Annotated in this window: 16 protein-coding genes and 1 pseudogene; 11 read left to right on the forward strand and 6 right to left on the reverse strand. The window is 61.6% G+C overall.

Features of this window, described 5'->3' with window-relative positions; translation table 11 throughout:
- Both NMA58_RS22405 and NMA58_RS22410 read right to left on the reverse strand, forming a co-directional pair.
- A complete protein-coding gene (locus tag NMA58_RS22405) occupies positions 1-579 on the reverse strand; it encodes a GbsR/MarR family transcriptional regulator (protein WP_434713977.1) in 579 nt (192 codons plus the stop codon).
- A gap of 274 nt (positions 580-853) precedes the next feature.
- Positions 854-1453, reverse strand: a complete 600-nt coding sequence (locus tag NMA58_RS22410) for a HupE/UreJ family protein (protein ID WP_434713978.1) — start codon at positions 1451-1453, stop codon at positions 854-856.
- A gap of 293 nt (positions 1454-1746) precedes the next feature.
- On the opposite strand from NMA58_RS22410, the gene NMA58_RS22415 reads away from it, so the two are divergent.
- A complete protein-coding gene (locus tag NMA58_RS22415; protein WP_434713979.1) occupies positions 1747-2778 on the forward strand; it encodes a hydroxyacid dehydrogenase in 1032 nt (343 codons plus the stop codon).
- A gap of 56 nt (positions 2779-2834) precedes the next feature.
- On the opposite strand, the gene NMA58_RS22420 is transcribed toward NMA58_RS22415, so the two are convergent.
- The gene (locus tag NMA58_RS22420; RefSeq protein WP_434713980.1) at positions 2835-3848 is read right to left on the reverse strand and encodes a Tim44 domain-containing protein; all 1014 of its coding nucleotides are present in this window, start codon (positions 3846-3848) and stop codon (positions 2835-2837) included.
- An 84-nt stretch (positions 3849-3932) separates the two neighbouring features.
- A complete protein-coding gene (locus tag NMA58_RS22425; protein ID WP_085781564.1) occupies positions 3933-4391 on the reverse strand; it encodes a YbaK/EbsC family protein in 459 nt (152 codons plus the stop codon).
- Positions 4392-4641: 250 nt separating this feature from the next.
- On the opposite strand from NMA58_RS22425, the gene NMA58_RS22430 reads away from it, so the two are divergent.
- The 7 genes and pseudogenes from NMA58_RS22430 to NMA58_RS22460 all read left to right on the forward strand — a co-directional run bounded on the left by NMA58_RS22430 (position 4642) and on the right by NMA58_RS22460 (position 11826).
- Positions 4642-5988 carry an extracellular solute-binding protein gene (locus NMA58_RS22430; protein ID WP_434713981.1) on the forward strand — a complete coding sequence of 449 codons (1347 nt, stop codon included), beginning with the start codon at positions 4642-4644 and terminating at the stop codon, positions 5986-5988.
- 64 nt (positions 5989-6052) lie between these two features.
- Positions 6053-7338, forward strand: a pseudogene (locus NMA58_RS22435) (carbohydrate ABC transporter permease).
- 2 nt (positions 7339-7340) lie between these two features.
- Positions 7341-8183 carry a carbohydrate ABC transporter permease gene (locus NMA58_RS22440; protein WP_430957473.1) on the forward strand — a complete coding sequence of 281 codons (843 nt, stop codon included), beginning with the start codon at positions 7341-7343 and terminating at the stop codon, positions 8181-8183.
- Positions 8183-9238, forward strand: coding sequence for an ABC transporter ATP-binding protein (locus NMA58_RS22445; protein ID WP_183698284.1), 1056 nt, complete (start codon positions 8183-8185; stop codon positions 9236-9238). The genes NMA58_RS22440 and NMA58_RS22445 overlap by 1 nt, the downstream gene beginning before the upstream one ends.
- The gene (locus NMA58_RS22450) at positions 9238-10008 is read left to right on the forward strand and encodes a glycerophosphodiester phosphodiesterase (protein ID WP_434713982.1); all 771 of its coding nucleotides are present in this window, start codon (positions 9238-9240) and stop codon (positions 10006-10008) included. Before NMA58_RS22445 ends, NMA58_RS22450 begins: the two co-directional genes overlap by 1 nt.
- A complete protein-coding gene (locus NMA58_RS22455) occupies positions 10001-11005 on the forward strand; it encodes a LacI family DNA-binding transcriptional regulator (RefSeq protein ID WP_430957476.1) in 1005 nt (334 codons plus the stop codon). Before NMA58_RS22450 ends, NMA58_RS22455 begins: the two co-directional genes overlap by 8 nt.
- Positions 11005-11826, forward strand: coding sequence for an inositol monophosphatase family protein (locus NMA58_RS22460; RefSeq protein WP_434713983.1), 822 nt, complete (start codon positions 11005-11007; stop codon positions 11824-11826). The genes NMA58_RS22455 and NMA58_RS22460 overlap by 1 nt, the downstream gene beginning before the upstream one ends.
- On the opposite strand, the gene NMA58_RS22465 is transcribed toward NMA58_RS22460, so the two are convergent.
- Entirely contained in the window at positions 11823-12692 is an 870-nt protein-coding gene (locus NMA58_RS22465) for a glycerophosphodiester phosphodiesterase (protein WP_434713984.1), read from the reverse strand. The genes NMA58_RS22460 and NMA58_RS22465 overlap by 4 nt on opposite strands.
- Positions 12693-12873: 181 nt before the next feature.
- Positions 12874-13917, reverse strand: a complete 1044-nt coding sequence (locus tag NMA58_RS22470; protein WP_434713985.1) for a substrate-binding domain-containing protein — start codon at positions 13915-13917, stop codon at positions 12874-12876.
- A 136-nt stretch (positions 13918-14053) separates the two neighbouring features.
- Here NMA58_RS22470 and NMA58_RS22475 point away from each other — a divergent pair, with 136 nt between their 5' ends.
- The 3 genes from NMA58_RS22475 to NMA58_RS22485 all read left to right on the forward strand — a co-directional run bounded on the left by NMA58_RS22475 (position 14054) and on the right by NMA58_RS22485 (position 17296).
- Positions 14054-15088 (forward strand): Gfo/Idh/MocA family protein, encoded by a 1035-nt coding sequence (locus NMA58_RS22475; protein ID WP_434713986.1) that lies wholly within the window; start codon positions 14054-14056, stop codon positions 15086-15088.
- Positions 15089-15099: 11 nt separating this feature from the next.
- On the forward strand, positions 15100-16002 hold the full coding sequence (locus tag NMA58_RS22480) for a sugar phosphate isomerase/epimerase family protein (RefSeq protein WP_434713988.1): 903 nt from the start codon (positions 15100-15102) through the stop codon (positions 16000-16002).
- Positions 16003-16063: 61 nt separating this feature from the next.
- Positions 16064-17296, forward strand: a complete 1233-nt coding sequence (locus NMA58_RS22485; RefSeq protein ID WP_434713989.1) for an ABC transporter substrate-binding protein — start codon at positions 16064-16066, stop codon at positions 17294-17296.
- Positions 17297-17521: the final 225 nt, after the last annotated feature.

A 17521-nucleotide genomic window follows, 5' to 3' on the forward strand; every position in this document is an offset into this window, starting at 1 on the left:
CTAACTCTTGTTCGCAGGATTCGGCCGGCGGCTGCGGCCGAGCGAGATGACCCGGTCCTTGGCCTCCAGAAGCTTGGTCACTTTCGCGCCGAGCGAGAGTAGCGTTGCGAGCCTTTCTGTTTCAAGTTGTTTTACGTCTTCATACCAATGCGTCAGCTGTTCGATCAGCGTATGCATCTCGCCCATCCGCTCCTGCGCATAGCGCTCGGTTTCGCTTGCCGGGCGCTGCATCAGGATTTCGCGCAGAACCGACAGCGTCGGATCGACTTCCCGCTTCTTCCGCTCCTCCGCAAGCGTCCTCAATATCTGCCAGACATCGTCTGGGGTGGTGAAGAAGTCGCGGCGATCGTCCGGCTTGTGTTTGAGAAGGACGAGGTTCCAGGCCTGCAGTTCGCGCAGGCTCATCGACACATTGGAGCGCGAGATGCTGAGGGAGTCGGCGATCTCCTCGGCGCAGAGCGGCCCGGGGGAAACGAAGAGCAGGGCATAGATCTGGCCCACCGTACGATTGATCCCCCAGCGCGATCCCATTTCGCCGAAATGGAGAACAAAGGACTGAACGAGAGGCGGAAGGTTCATGGTATTTTCCGTTACGTCTGTGATTTCAGAAATTTCTGAAATCACTATACAGAGTTTTGCGTCCCGCCGACAATCAGCAAGAGGCGCCTGCGTCAATTTGGATATTGTCAATTCGCGCGTCGGATTGACCGCCGCTGATTACGCGCCGCAAGCCCGCGGTTCGTCATCGCAATAATGCAAAACTACGCCCGACATTGCGTCGCGCATGCCGCCCATAATTGTCTGAGCGAGGTGCGTCAGCTGCGCACCGCCTTCTTGCCGAGATGCGGACAGATCAGATCAAACCGGCCAGGATGCCCAGTCCCGAGATGGCGGCAACGCCGCCGGCCGCCCGCGTGACGAAAACACCTTGGCGTTCGCCGGCGCGGCCGATCACGTAGCCAAGCGCGAGGCCGGCGCCATGCAGCAGGCCGGTTGCCATCATGAAGCCGGCAGCATAGGCGGCGCCGGCCGCGTCTTCCGGCATTTCGGCGCCGTGCGCATGGCCATGAAAGATGGCAAAGAGACCGGCCATGCCGAGCGCCGCGGCCAGCGGCGCCCTGACATTGATTGCAACCATGCCCCCCAGAACGACGACGGAAAGTGCAATGCCTGTCTCAACGAAGGGAAGATCAACGCCGGCAACGCCGAGAGCACCGCCAAACGCCATCATCAGGACGAAGGCCAGCGGCAAGAGCCAGATGGCGCGGCCGCCGAGCTGGAAAGCAACCACACCGACCATCACCATGGCGAGGACATGATCGAGGCCGGACATCGGATGAGCAAGACCATGGCTGAAACCGGCAGCGTCGCCGACAGCAGGATGGGCGGAAGCGACAGCCGGAAGCGCTGCAACAGCCAAGGCAAGCAGGCTGCTCTTAAGTACTGACTTCATCCTTCGTTTCCTTTGCGATTCTTCGATTTCCTGCGGCGGCGAGACGCCCAAGTCGATGCCTCAAGCTAATTCAGGCAATTCGGACCGTCAACAGAAAAGCCACGAATAGCCAGAGAATTCAATTGCTTATCTGATAGGCAAATGCCGCTTTCCATTGCTTCGCCACTCATGATCAGCACCGGTGAGAGGTTCGCTCTCCAATTTCTAGTCCGCCAACTGGAAACGTCCGCGGCCGGAGGTTATCAATTCTCCAGCCAAGGCAACGCAAGCCGCCCGCGACGGAGGAGACGCCGATGACAAATGCCGAACGACCGCTGGCGATCAGCGCGCCCGCGCCGCGCACGCTCGATCTGATCTTCAGCAACAAGGCACGTGCCGAACTGCATGCGAAATACGAGATCGTCGAAGCCGATCCAGAAAACATCGCCGAGCTTGGCGACGAGATTCTCGGCAGAGCGCGCTATGTCATCGGTCAGCCGCCGCTCTCGGCGCAGACACTGGCCAGAATGCCGGCCTTGCGCTCGATCCTGAATGTCGAAAGCAATCTCTTGAACAACATGCCCTATGATGTGCTCTTCCAGCGCGGGATCCATGTGGTGACGACAGGCCAGGTTTTCGCCGAGCCGGTGGCCGAAATCGGTCTCGGCTTCGCGTTGGCCCTGGCGCGCGGCATCGTCGATGCGGATGTTGCCTTCCGCGAAGGCAGCGAACTTTGGGGCGGGGAAGGCAATGCGAGCGCGCGGCTGATCGCCGGTTCCGAGATCGGCATCGTCGGCTTCGGCGATCTCGGCAAGGCGCTGCGCCGCGTGCTTTCCGGCTTCAGGGCGCGCATCCGGGTTTTCGATCCCTGGCTGCCGCGCTCGGTTCTCGAAGAAAACGGCGTCGAGCCCGCAAGCCTGGAAGATGTGCTGACGAAGAGCGATTTCATCTTTGTCGTCGCCGCCGTCACCAGTGAAAATAGGGGGTTTCTCGGCGCCGAGGCCTTTTCCAGCATGCGCAGGGGAGCGGCCTTCATCCTGCTCAGCCGTGCCGACGTCGTAGATTTCGACGCATTGATGGCGGCCGTTTCGTCAGGCCATATCGTCGTGGCAAGCGACGTCTACCCTGAGGAGCCGTTACCGCCTGATCATCCGGTACGCAGCCTGAAAGGCTTCATCCGCTCGGCGCACCGGGCCGGAGCGCTCGACAGCGCCTTCAAGAAAATGGGCGACATGGTGCTCGAGGACATGGACCTGATGGATCGCGGCCTGCCGCCGATGCGCTGCAAGCGGGCCGAACGCGAGACCGTCTCCCGCATGCGTTCCAAACCGGTAGCGGTGAATTAGAAATGCCGCCCAAGCTGATCGACAGTTTGGGCGGCATTTATAGAGGCTGGCTTTCTTTAGGCGGCGCGCTGGCCGGTCCCCTGAATCGCAGCGAGCTTCCAATCCGTGCCCGGCTTGCGTACGAAGGTCCAGATCTCCGTGCTTTCGCCCGGACGGCGGTCGTCGCCGGAAACGACGCGACCGCTGTCGCGTTCGACCATCGCGTCGATCGAGGAATACCGCATAGCAAGCGTCGCGTATTCCTGGCCGTCTTCGCGCCAGGTCTCGGCGATATCGCCCTGCAGCAGCCTGACGTCGGAGACGCGGTTGCGCACGCCATTGGTGGCGTTTTCTCCCAGTTCCTCGGCAAGGTAGGACATGGCCTCGGGCGTCGTCAGCCGGCGCAACGCAGCGTAGTCTTCGGCGCCGTAAGCGGTCTGCACGCTCGTCAGCAACTTCTCGAACTGGTCGAGATCAGCCTGGGCCAGCCCGATCTCGTCACTCGGGCGATTGCCGCGCGACTGTCCGCCGTAACCGGCGCCTGAGCCGATCGCCGGTATCTCGAACGACGAATTGTTCGTGGGCGCCATGTTGAAGGACTGGCCGTAGGACCGGCTCTGACCGCCCGTGCCGTAAGAAGGCTGACGGCGGTTGGCGAAATAACGCATGGCGAGCATGATGGCGCCGCCGATCAAAGCGATCTGTAGCAGCATGCCGAGGAAGCCGAAGCCGCCGCCGAAACCGTGGCCGAGCAGCATGCCGAGGAGACCGCCGGCGATCAGGCCGCCGATCATCGAACGGCCGAAGCCATTAAAGAGACCCGGACGCTGCTGGCCGTAGCCGGGCTGCTGCGTGCCATAGGGTGCGGTCGTTTGCGGGCGCGGCGTCATCGATCGTTCAATGGGGGCAGCCGGGGCGGGCGCTGTGCGGGTAACCGGAGGTGCGCTGAAAGTACGGGTGCCACGGCTTCCGAACCCGCCGAAGCCGCCGGCGCGGCGCGCATCGGCATCGCTGATCGTGGCAAAAACGGTAGCGCTCGTCAGTACGGCAATGGCGGCCATCTTGGCAAAACGCGAAACGGTACTCGGCATTCCTGGTCTCCTGTCATGCACAATCACGGCATGTCGGGATAGAATATAGGTCGTCTTTCTTCTGTTTGAAGTTTTTCGAGCGTTTTACTGGCAGACGTCGACCCAGCTGGCGCCGGTCAGCTCGGCCAGCCTTCCTGTGGCGATGCGCACGGCCGAATTGGTCGAGCCGGCCGCCGGCACCACTTCATCGAAGCGTTTAAGCGAAATATCGCAATAAATAGGCAGCGGTGAGGGCAGGCCGAACGGGCAGACACCGCCGACGGGATGGCTGGTGACCGCCATGACCTCTTCGGCATCGAGCATGCGCCCCTTGGCCCCGAAAGTGTCCTTGAACTTGCGATTGTCGAGCCGTGCCGTACCGCCGGCAACGACCAGCATCATCTGCTCGCCGACGCGCAGGCAGATCGTCTTGGCGATCTGGGCGGGCTCAACGCCATGGGCTTCGGCGGCAAGCGCCACCGTCGAGGAGCTCTCGGCGGTTTCGATGATTTCGATGTCGGGTGCGTGGGTGCCGAAGAAGGCGCGGACGGATTCAAGGCTCATGGGTGGGATGCTAGACCAGGAAAGGCGCAATTTGAAGCATAAAAGATGCTCGCCGAACACCGCCGCTTGCAAGTGCCGCGGACATCGTCATAATAATTTTGCACACGTGCTCAATTTTGTCATTCGGCCGTTACAACAAGCCCATAGAGACGGGACTCGTCACGTTTTCGCGGGCTTTCGAAGCGGTCGTCAACACCAGTGATGACCCGTCAAAGAGGCCTCACACTGCTCTTCTGGGGAGATGAAGAAGATGACCATTTTGCCGACGTTGAAATCCCTTACTATTGCGGCTGCCATCCTGGCCTCGACCCCCGTATTCGCACTTGCCAAGGACGTCACCATCAGCGTCTGGGCCGGCGGCACCGGCCCGAACGACGTCTATCGTCTCGATGCCATCGAGATCGCGGCTCAGCAATTGCAGCGCGAAGCCGCCCTCAAGGGCGAAGATCTGAAAATCACCGTCGAGAAGAAGCCCTATAGCGCCTGGGAAGACTTCAAACAGGCCTTGACCCTTGCCGCAGAAGCAAAGACCGCCCCGAACATCGTCGTCAGCGGCCATGAGGACATCGCGCCTTGGTCGCAATCCGGCCTGATCGTTCCGATCGAGGATTATGTCGACCTCGATTCCTGGCCGCTCAACGGCATCTACGAAAATCTTCTGAAGATCGCCTCCTACAACGGCACCGTCTACGGCATCCCGCAGGATGCCGAATCCCGACCGATGTTCTTCTGGAAGCCTTACATGAAGGCGATCGGCTACAGCGACGCCGATCTCGACGCCCTGCCTCAGAACGTGCAGGACGGCAAGTATACGATGAAGAACCTGCTCGAAGACGCCAAGAAGATGCAGGACAAAGGCCTCGTCCAGCCCGGCTACGGCTTTTATCCGCGCACCAGCAACGGTCCGGATTACTGGCAGTTCTACACCAGCTTCGGCGGCACGATGGAAGAAGGTGGCAAGCTCGTTTTCGACAAGGCCGCGATGAGCCGCACTTATCAGTTCTTTGCCGACGCCGTTAAAGCAGGCGTCACCAAGAAGAACCACATCGGCATGCCGGGCGACCAGTGGTGGAAGGAAGTCGCCACCGGCAAGGCCGGCATCTGGGACGGCGGCACCTGGCACTATGCCCGTCTCGTCAACCAGGAAGGCCTCAAGGATTTCTTCGGAAACGTGATCTTCACGCTGATACCGGCCGGCGAAGGTGGCAAGGCCAATACGCTGACGCATCCGCTCGTCTATCTCCTGACCGCAGGTCACAGCCAGGATGATACGGAGATCGCTGCCCAGCTGGTCAAGATCGCCTCTGAGCCCCGCACCAATGCGTTGCATGCGGTCAAATCAGCCCATCTCGGCATTTCCGAGGCGGAGTCCCAGGTCGATTTCTATTCCGCCGACCGCTGGACCCGCGAAGCCACCGAACGCCTGCTGCCGCATGCCAACGCGATGCCGAACAATTCCGATTTCGGCACCTATTGGAACATCATGTGGAAGAACCTCGAAGCTTCCTGGACTGGCGCCAAGGCAGTCGACGCCGCAGTCGGCGACGCCGAAACCGAGCTGAAAAGCACGCTCGGCGACAAGATCGTCATCCGCTAAGATCGAAGCGTCCCTCCGGGCGGCGGCGACCCGCCGCCCGATCGATCCCTTCGAGGAGGCTTCCATGAAATCGTCCAGAACGCTCGGCCTGGTGATGATCGCGCCTGCGGCGATTATGATCGTGCTTTTCTTCCTGATGCCGGTCGTTCTGACGGCAGTCTTTTCTATGACGAACATGACGACGGCGACCGGCATTTCAGGAGGCGTCTATCAGATCGCACCCAATTCGTTGATCACGCTGAAATCGGTGATGCCGGAGATCGCGGCCGAGTTGGCCGAGCCGCGCTACACGATCGACGAAGCCGGCCTCAAGGCCGTGGAGAGCCTCGGCCTTGCGCCTGCGATCGCGGCGGAGTTGCGTGCCAAGCACGCCGGCGAGGTCTTTGCGACGCGGCGCGAGGCCGAACGTATGATCAAGGATCTTGCCGAACGACCTTCGACGCGCGAGGTCAAACAGATCTCCGAACAGTTCAACCGCTCCGTCCTCAATACGCGCTTCGACAGCAAGGAACAGCTGTTTTCGTCGCTGGACGGACTGGGGTTCAAGCTGACGCCGGAGCAGAAGGAAACCGTCGCCAAGACCACCTATACCGGCTGGACCTGGACGACCGACAATTTCTCACGCATGACCAGATCGCCTGACATGGCGCGTGTGCTTTTCAATACCGTGCTCTATGTCGCGCTAGTATTGATGCTCTTCAACGTCGGTTATGCTCTGCTGCTTGCCATCTGGACGCATTACATGCCTGCGACGCCGGCCTCGATCTTTCGCGGCATCTGGCTCCTGCCGCGCATCACGCCCGTCGTCATCTACGTCATGTTGTGGAAGTGGCTCGCCTGGGACAGCGGCTTCATCTCGATCCTGATGGGCAAATTCGGCTACCCCCCGAAGAACTATCTGCTCGATACCGCCTATAATGCCTGGTCTTTCGTCGTGCTGATCAACGGCTTCATCGGCGCCTCGATGGGCATGCTGGTGTTCTCGTCGGCGATGAAGGCCATCCCGAAGAGCCAATTCTATGCGAGCGAGGTCGACGGCGCCTCACGCTGGCAGCAGATCCGCTACATCATCCTGCCCCAGATGCGCTGGCCGATCCTCAGACGCTGTCGCTGCTCGCCTCCTTCAATGAAATCCTGCTCGCCACCAATGGCGGGCCGGGCAACGCGACTGAGGTCTGGGCGCTCTCCGCCTATCACACCGCGCTCAGGAATTATGCCGGCAATCTCGAATACGGGCTGGGAGCCGCCATGGCGCTGGTGCTCGTCGTCATTGGCGTGATGCTGTCGCTCCTCTATCTGCGCGTCTTCAACTACCGCACGCTTGTCGCCAAGCCTCTGATCGAGGATTGACCATGGCCGAACGATCCCAACCCTCGGCAAATTACAGCAGCTGGCCCGTCATGGCGGCGCTTACCATCGTCAGCCTGCCGCTGCTATTGATGTATGTCTATCTCTTCCTCGACACCGTGACGATAAAGCAGCAGGACGCCTTGCTGCCGTCGGGCCTGACGCTCAATCACTGGCGTTTCCTGTGGCAGACGACGCCGGGCAAAGCCAACATCTGGCAGGTGACTGTGAATACGCTGCTCTTTGCAGCCAGCACCACCAGCGTCGTGCTCATCGTCTCGTCGATGGCCGGTTACGTGCTCTCGCGCCTGAACGTGCCGGCGCGTGGCTTCTTCCTTGCCGGCGTCATGGTGCTGCATGCCTTCCCGTCCGTGACGCTGATCATCGCCATCTTCATCGTGCTGCAGATGATAGGCCTCTATAACTCGCTGATCGGCGTCATCCTGGTGAAGGCGGCGATCGACCTGCCGCTCGGCATCTGGCTGATGAAAGGCTTCTACGACACCGTACCCTGGGAAATCGAAATGGCCGGCGTCGTCGACGGCGCATCGCGTTTCAGGGTTTGGCACAGCCTGGTGCTGCCGCAGGTCAAGCCCGGCATCATGGCGCTGGGCCTGTTCTCCTTCCTGTCCGGCTGGGGCGAGTTCATCCTGCCGCAGGTGCTGGCGCCGGGCAACCAGGTGCAGGTGCTGTCGGTCTATCTCGCTGGCTTCCTTGCCGACGACAACAATTACGATTTCAACATGTTCAAGGCGGTCGGCCTCTTCTACCTCATTCCGGTGCTGATCGCTTACGCGCTCTTCAACAAATACCTCATGAACATCTACGGCGGCGGGAGCAAAGGCTGATGCGCATCCTCCTCGACAATTTCTCGAAGAGCTTCGGCTCCACCAAGGTCATCGAGAACATGCAGCTCGAGGTCGCCGGCGGCGAGATGCTGGCGCTGCTTGGACCGTCCGGCTGCGGCAAGTCGACGACGCTTTTTGCAGTCTGCGGCATCCACCGGCCGACCGGCGGACGCATCCTTTTCGGCGATCGGGATGTCACGGACCTGCCGAGCCAAGCCCGCAATGTCGGTGTCGTCTTCCAGTCCTATGCGCTCTACCCGCATATGACGGTTGCCGAGAACATTGGATTTCCTCTGAAGGTCAAGGGCGCGCCTGCCGCCGAGATCCGCAAAGAGGTCGATCGTATCGCAGCCCTGGTTCACATCGGCAATCTGATGAGCCGCCGGCCGGCCGAGCTTTCCGGCGGCCAGCAGCAGCGTGTGGCGCTGGCCCGGGCACTGATCCGCAAGCCCGACGTGCTGCTGCTCGATGAACCCCTCGCCAATCTCGACGCCAAGCTGCGCCTTGAAATGCGCTCGGAGATCCGACGCCTGCAGCGCGAGACCGGCATCACCGCCATCCTCGTCACCCATGACCAGGTGGAGGCGATGAGCATGTGCGACCGTATCGCCATCATGAAGGAGGGCGAGATCGTCCAGATCGCCACCCCTGCCGAGATGTACAACGATCCGAGGACCGCCTTCGTCGCCGGCTTTCTCGGCAATCCGCCGATCACCTTCCTGCGCGGCGTCATGGAAAACGGCGCTTTCGCAATTCCGGAAAGTGAGATCCGGGTGCCGTTGCCCGACGCGATCGGCGCCGCCGAAGGCAGCAAGCTGATGCTTGGCGTCCGGCCGGAGCATTTTACGCCGGCCGGCGACATCACCGTCTCCGGCAAGATCACCTTCGCCGAAACGCAAGGGCGAGAGAATCTTTACGACGTGCGCCTTGCCGGCGGGCCGCTGCTACGCTCGATCCAGCCGGCGCGCAACGATATTCACGTCGGCGACGATGTCGCCTGGGGGATCGACAGCCGTGGCGTGTTCGTCTTCGACGAGAACGGAACGAGGCTCTGATGACCCGCGATTTTTCGACCTTCTTCGAACGTTATAGCTGGCCGACGGCCAAGGGCCGGCTTCCATTCTGCATCGGCCATCGCGGCGCCAGCGGCCATGAACGCGAAAACACGCTCGCCGCGTTCCGCCGCGCAGCCGAACTCGGCGCGGAGATGTGGGAGCTCGACACGCAGCTGACCGGCGACGGCGTGGTGGTCGTCTCGCATGACGACCATCTGGACCGGGTCTACGGCATCGACCGGCGCATCTCGGAAATGACGGCGGCGGAGCTTGCCGACCTCGATGGCGTCGACGTGCCGAGCTTTTCGCAGGTCGCCGCTCTCGCTCGAGAGACGGGGACCGGCCTCTATGTCGAGCTCAAGGCGCCGGGGACCGGCATCCGATGCTGGCAGCACCTTGTCGAAATGAACCAGCGCTTTGCCTGCCTTGGCTCCTTCGATACCGCGCAGGTGCGCGAACTCAGGGACGCTGCCTGCGATTTTCCGCTCTCGGTGCTGATCCGTGTCGGCCACGATCCGCATGCTCTCGGTGATGAAGCCGGCGCAGATATCCTCCATCTCTGCTGGGAAAGGGCGGGGGAGCGTCCGCAGGATCTGGTGACCGAGTCGCTGCTGCATCGTGCCTTCGAGGTGGGCCGCGAGATCGTGCTCTGGCACGAAGAGCGGCGGACCATTCTCGATGACCTCATGAAACTCCCGGTTCTCGGCATCTGCACCGATCTGCCCGATCTGATGCGGCCGCCAACGACGAAGGAGAAAGCACTTGGCTGACAAGGACAAGGGACCGCGCAAGGTAACCTCCTTCGACGTGGCGCGGGTGGCCGGCGTCTCGCGCGCCGCCGTGTCGCGCGCCTTCACGCCGGATGCCAGCGTTTCGCCGAAAACGCGCGAGAAGGTCTATCAGGCCGCTAAGGAACTCGGCTATCGAGTGAATTATCTTGCCCGAAGCCTCACCAACAAGCGTTCCGATCTCGTCGGTCTCGTCGCCGCGGGTTTCGACAACCCGTTCCGCACGCTGCAGATCGAGCATCTGTCCCGGGCGCTGCTCGCCCGTAACTTCCGCCCGATCCTGCTGCCAACCTCACAGGAGGCGGATACTTCAACGGTCATTGGCCAGTTGCTGCATTACGCCGTGTCAGGCGTCATCGTCACATCGGACGCACCGCCGACCGAAATCTGCGAACAATGCGCGGCCGAAGGCGTGCCGATCGTGCTGATCAACAAGGGCAACGACATTCCTTTTGTCGACCGCATCATCTCCGACGACAGCATGGCGGGTCATCTGGCGGCCAGCCATCTGATCGATAGCGGCGTGCGTAAGCCCGCCGTGATGGCCGCCCCGGCCAGATCCTATACGGCGCGACGTCGCAGCGAGGCCTTCATCGCCCGTTGCAACCAGCTTGGCGTTGAGGGGCAGTTCCTGCAGGTCAAAATCAACGACTATCGGAGCGGTTATGACGCGGCAACTAGCCTGGCCGCATCCGGCATCGATGGGCTGTTCTGCGCCAATGATTACATGGCCTGCGGGGTGATCGACCGCGTCATGCAGGGCAGGAGCCGCGACGAGACGCCGCCGCTCCGCATTATCGGCCATGACGACATCCCCCAGGCCGCGTGGACCGCCTACGACCTGACGACCATCCGCCAGCCATGCGACATCCAGGCAGAACAAACCGTCGACCTGCTGATCAGCCGGATGGCCGAACCGGAGCTGACGGCGCGTGTCGAGTCCACGCCGGTGACATTGATAAGAAGAAGGACCGCCTGATGAATGCCGCATTCGACGCCGCTGCCATCCGTGCACGGGCTGAGGCCGCCATTGCTGTTGCGCTCGAGGTTGGACGGGAGACAGCCAGGTTTCGGCGCGAGTCGGATCCCGGCACTCTCGCCGTTCAAAGCAAGGGATTGCAGGACTTCGTCACCATCGCCGACGGGAGAGCGGAGCAGGCGATCCGCCAGGGGCTCATCTCGCGCTTCCCGGACGATACCTTCATGGGAGAAGAGAGCGGCGGGCAATCGGAAGGAGCCGGCACCTGGGTCGTCGATCCGATCGACGGCACGACCAACTATATCAGGGGGTTCCGTTATTGGGGCGTTTCGATCGCCTTTGTCGTCGGCGACAAGGTCGAGATCGGCGTCGTTTACGACGCTGCTGAGGATAAAGTCTTTCACGCTGTTCGCGGCGGCGGCGCCTTCAAGGATGGGCTGCCGATCCATGCGGCGACGACTGCCGATCCCGCCAGTGCGCTCATTATTCTCGGGCATTCGCGCAAAACGAGCTTCGACGAGTATCTCGCGCTCTCCAGGCGACTACATGAGCGCGGCATGGATTATCGGCGCATGGGCGCAGCCGCCATTGACCTAGTGCGCGTCGCCGAGGGCGCCGCTGACCTCTGTTACGAACGTCACCTCAACGCCTGGGATATGCTCGCCGGTGCGCTGATCGCCGAAGAGGCCGGCGCCACGGTTGTGATGCCGCCGGTCGGCCGTCTACTTGCCGATGGCGGCCCCGTCGTCGCTCATGCGCCGGGGCTCGCAGGTGAATTTGCCTTCATCCTTGAGAGCGCGGGACTGACGCTCGCCAGTTAGCCGGGGATGCGACGGCGCCATGCGCGTTCGGTCGCCGGCGCTTCGTCGGTGGTGATCTGGTCCGGCTTCAGGGTCATCAGCGCCGAAAAGTTCCGCCATTCCGTATCGCTGAATCCAGCCTCCGGATCCTTCAAGGTGAAGGTCCATGCATCGACGCGTTTGCCTTCGTCCCGGCAGAGTCCGATCAGGTCGAAGCCCTCCTCGGCGGCATCAAGGATCAGCTGCCAGTGGAGATAGATGGTGTCAGGTTCGGTCGGACCGCGAAGATCGGCGCGCAGTTCCATTTCGGCCGCCCTCCAGCCGCTGTCCTGACGGATATCGTGAAGTTTCTCGGTCGGATCGATGCCGCGCAGCAGATGTGGAAGCTTTTCCTTGACCGCCACAATGAGGTCGAGACTGCCGCCGCTGACGATCACCGAGGCGGCGATATTGCGGAATTGCCTGGCAAGATGCTCGATGCCGCGGGTGCCGATAGCTTCGTAATCGTCCTTCATGTCGAATTGCAGCAATGCGGCCGGATGCGTTGACTGCATCATGTCGGCAAGATCCTCGCTAAGGATCAGCGGCCGGGCGCCGTCCTTCATCCTGACATCGCGGAGGTCCGCAACGTTCTTGGCAGCGATTGGTCCACGGCCCGTCGTTTCACCTTCGAGCTCCCTGTCGTGCAGCACGGCGAAGCCGCCGTCGGCACGCACGCGCAGATCGAGTTCCATCGAGGCGCCTGCCGCAAAACCCTCCGCCATCACCTCGGCGGAGAACAGGGGATCGGCAAACCGCTTGCGCAGCCGGTGCCATTTCAGACGGGTGCGATGCCCCTCATGCGAAATCTCCAGGCCCTGCAAATCCGCCAATCTCGTCATCTGCATCTAATCTCCGCGATGTCACTCTCCTGCCTTGCCAAGCCGCGATTATCAAGGGCCGAATATGACCTTCATGACGAGATGCCGGCCTGCCCCTTCACTACGGTTCGATGACGAGAGGGGAACGGCTGCCGCGAGCGCGGCGCCGGCCGATCGTGGCGCACGGCGACTGTCGCCGCAGCAGCGCTCAGGCCTGGGCCTCGACCTCAAAGGCGTCGCTTTCTCCGGGTGCCAGTTCCAGCGGCCAGATGATGTTGCGGCCGCCATCCGGATAGAGGGCGCGATAGGCCGGCATGCTGGCGAGAAGCGTCTGGCCGATCGCGATGCCAAGATCATGGAGCGACATGCGGAAGCAGCTGAGCGAGGGCTGCAGGAAGCGTGCGCGCGGGGCATCGCGGAAACCTATGACCGCGAGGTCGCGACCGGGGAGGACCCCCGACTCCATCAGCCGTCGGTAGAGGCCGATCGCCATGATCTCGTAGATCAAGATGACTGCGGTCGGCCGGTCTTCAAGCTGCAGCAGTTCATGCGCTGCGTAGTAGCCGCCTTGTTCGCTCGACTTGACGCGAATGACCAGCAAGGGATCGAAACGGATGCCGTGCCGTTCGAGCGCACGGCGATAGCTGTCGACAAAGAGGTAGCCGAGATTGGCCTCGGTCGACGGCGCCGTGATCGCGATCCGGCGATGGCCGTGCGCAACCAGCCGTTCGACAGCACGTTCGGCGACGCCCTCAAAATCGAGATCGACCCAGGGAAAGTTGCCGGGCGAAAGGCTGCGGCCGACAGCAACGAAGGGAATCTTTGCGCGCGAAAGAAGATCGATACGCCGATCGATACGCTGCGTGTTGGAGATGATCATCGCATCGACGACACGTCGCGCCACCATGCGCTTGAGATATTCGCGGGGGTCCTCATCGGCCGGGCAGGGGAGTATCAGGAGGTCGAGCTTATGGCGGGCAAAGCAATGCTGCAGCCCGCTGGTGACCCCAAGGAAAAAGTTGTCGGCATTTTCGACCACTTCCTGGCTGGCTTCAATCATCAAGCCGATGACCTTCGTCTCTCCCTGTCGAAGGCTCCGTCCCGACTGATTGGCGACATAGCCGAGCTCTTCGGCCGCCGCCAGCACGCGCCGGCGGGTTTCCTCGTTCACATCGGGCTTGCCGTTCAGCGCCCGCGAGACCGTGCCGATCGAGATATTCAGGTGTTCGGCAAGCTGGCGAATCCCCTTCATGGCTGGCGATTTTCCTCCGGTCCGCACTTTCGCATTTCGCCTCTATTGACAGCGTAAAATGTTTTCGCCTAAAGTCGTAAACGTTTACGGGATGCGTGTCACCAGGAGAGTTGGCGCCATTCCCTCGGAGGAAATCGTGAAATTCAGTGCCATTCTGTGCGGGTGCGGAGCTATGTCCAAAGGTTGGTTGCGCGCCATCGCTTCCAACCCTCACCTCGCCGAGTCCATCGCCATCGTCGGCCTTGTCGACCTGAACCGCGTGACGGCGGAAAAGCTCGCTGCCGAGTTTGGCCTGGAAGGCGCCGTCATCGGCTCTGACCTGTCCGAGGTCATCGCTGCCACGAAAGCCGATCTCGTCTTCGACATCGTCATTCCGTCCGCCCGGTACGATGTCGTTTCGACCGCGCTCAAGGCCGGCTGCCACGTGCTCAGCGAAAAGCCGATGGCGGCCTCGCTCGACGAAGGCGCTGCGCTGATCGATCTCGCCGCAGAGACCGGCCGTATCCATGCCGTCATCCAGAACCGACGCTTCATATCGGGGGTCAGGCGCCTGCGCCGTTTCGTCGACAGCGGTGCGATCGGCGAGCTCACCGCCATTCACTGCGACTTCTTCCTCGCGCCGCATTTCGGCGGCTTCCGCGAGGAGATGGACAATGTGCTGCTGCTCGACATGGCGATCCATACCTTCGACGCGGCCCGCTATGTCGCCGACAGGAAGCCGCTCGCCGTCTATTGCGTCGAGCGGAACCCGAAGGGTTCCTGGTACCGGCACGGCGCCTCGGCAAACGCCGTCTTCGAATTTTCCGACGATATCGTTTTCACCTATCGCGGCTCCTGGTGCGCCGAAGGCGAGCGCACCAGCTGGGAAAGCCAGTGGCGCCTCGTCGGCTCGAAGGGAATGCTGACCTGGGACGGCGACGAGAATTTCGAGGCCGCCGTCGCCGGCGAGGAACCGGGTCTGTTGCGCGGCTTTGTTTCCGTAAACGTTCCCGGTCCAGAACATGATGAGGAAATCCACGGGCACGCCAGCGTCATTGCCGATTTCATCGCGGCGATCCGCACGGGCGATCAGCCCGAGACCGTCAATTCCGACAATATCAGAAGCCTTGCGATGGTCTTCGGCGCGATCGAAAGCGCCAAGACAGGCCGGCGCATCGAAATTTCAGCATAGGATGAAGTGACGTGAGCAACCCTGCAAAATCCATTCGCATCGGCACCATGGTCAGCGGCAACAAGGGTGATGCCGCCGCGCGCATCGGCCAGATTGCCGACCTGGGCTTCGAAAGCTTCGAGCCCTTTTTCTGGCAGACGACGAGGGGACAGAACCTCGCCGAGCTCGGCAAGCGCTGCTGCGATGCGATCGGCGACCGCGACATCACCATTTCGACGCTCGGCATGTTCGGCAATCCGCTGGAAGAGGACGCGATCGACCTGGAGACGTTGCAGGGCTGGAAGGACTGCATCGACAACGCCCATCATTTCGGCGCCACCTGCGTCGCCGGCTTCACCGGACGCATTCGCGGCAAGCCGCTGACCGACAGTCTGCCGCGCTACAAAGAGATCTGGAGCGAACTCGCCAAGCGCGCCGCCGACAAGGGCGTCAAGATCGCCTTCGAGAATTGCGCCATGGACGGCAACTGGGCGAGCGGCGACTGGAATATCGCCCACAATCCGGATGCCTGGGAGCTGATCTTCAATGAAACGCCGGACGATCATATCGGGTTGGAATGGGAGCCGTGCCATCAGATGGTTTATCTGATCGACCCTCTGCCGCAGATCCGCAAATGGGCGCACAAGATCTTCCACGTCCACGGCAAAGACGCGACCATCCGCTGGGAAGTCATCAAGGAACACGGCATCTTCGGCAAGGAGAAGTTCGTGTTCATGCGCACGCCGGGCTTTGGCGATAGCAACTGGACCGACATTATTTCCGAACTGCGCCTTGCCGGCTGGTCGGGCTCGATTGACATCGAAGGCTGGCATGACCCGGTCTATCGCGACGAGCTCGAAATGACCGGCCAGGTTTACGCATTGAACCACCTCAAGCATGCCCGGGGCGGCGAATTCGTCGTCGATCCGATCTGACGATATCGTGGCCGGCAAGGAGGATTGCCGGAAACGGGGATAACCACAAAGGAGGAGAACCATGGCTATCCGCAAATATGCAATTCTCGGCGCTCTGGCGCTGGCAGGCGTCTCGCTCTTCGGTCTTTCGGCCAAGGCCGAGGACGTCACACTGACCCTCTGGTCGCTTGACAAGGACACCCAGCCGGCGCCGAACCTGGTCAAGGAATTCAACGCCCAGAACAATGGCATCAAGATCGAATACCGGTTGATCCAGTTCGACGACGTCGTCACCGAGGCGATGCGCGCCTATGCGACCGGCCAGGCGCCCGATATCATCGCAGTCGACAATCCGGAGCATGCGCTCTTCTCGTCGCGCGGCGCCTTCCTCGATCTCACCGACATGATCGCCAAGTCGACAGTCATCAAGCCGGACAATTATTTCCCTGGGCCGCTAAAATCCGTCGAGTGGGACGGCAAATATTACGGCGTGCCGAAAGCGACCAACACAATCGCACTCTACTACAACAAGGACATGTTCAAGGCGAAGGGCCTCGATCCGGCGAAGCCGCCGCAGACCTGGGACGAGCTGGTTGAGGATGCCCGTAGGCTGACCGATCCGGCCAAGAACATCTACGGTCTCGCCTTCTCGGCCAAGGCCAACGAGGAGGGCACGTTCCAGTTCCTTCCTTGGGCGCAGATGGGCGGCGGCAGCTACGAGCACATCAATGCCGACGGCGCGGTGAAGGCGCTCGAAATCTGGAAGACGATCATCGACGAGAAGCTTGCTTCCCCCGATAGTCTGACGCGCGGCCAGTGGGATTCGACCGGTACCTTTAATTCCGGCAATGCCGCCATGGCGATCTCCGGCCCGTGGGAGCTCGACCGCATGGTGCAGGAAGCGAAATTCGACTGGGGCGTCACCCTGCTTCCTGTTCCGAAGGAAGGAGCTGAACGCTCCTCGGCCATGGGCGATTTCAACTGGGCGATCTTCGCCACCAGCAAACATCCGGCGGAAGCCTTCAAGGCGCTCGAATATTTCGCCTCGCAGGACGACAAGATGTTCAAGAATTTCGGCCAGCTTCCGGCCCGTTCCGACATCTCGATCCCCGAGAGCGGCCAGCCGCTGAAGGATGCCGCCCTCAAGGTCTTCCTCGAACAGCTGAAATACGCCAAGCCGCGCGGGCCCCATCCGCAATGGCCGAAGATCTCCAAAGCGATCCAGGACGCCATTCAGGCGGCCCTGACCGGCCAGATGAGCCCGAAGGACGCGCTCGACCAGGCGGCGGATAAGATCAAGGCTGTGTTAGGCTAATCATCGGCTGCGACAAACCTCTCGGCTTCCCCTTCTCCCCGGCGGGGAGAAGATGCCCGAAGGGCAGATGCGGGGGGTGAGGAGTGCAAGCGACGAGCATTCTGAACGCAAGTGAAGAATAGCAAACACGGCGCCCTCTCATCCGCCTGCCGGCACCTTCTCCCCGCTGGGGAGAAGGGAATTCCCAGTGATGGCGCGACGCCATCAACATTTCCTCCCGGCATG

This window comes from Rhizobium sp. YTUHZ045 (assembly GCF_051124255.1).
Taxonomy (GTDB): Bacteria; Pseudomonadota; Alphaproteobacteria; order Rhizobiales; family Rhizobiaceae; genus Rhizobium.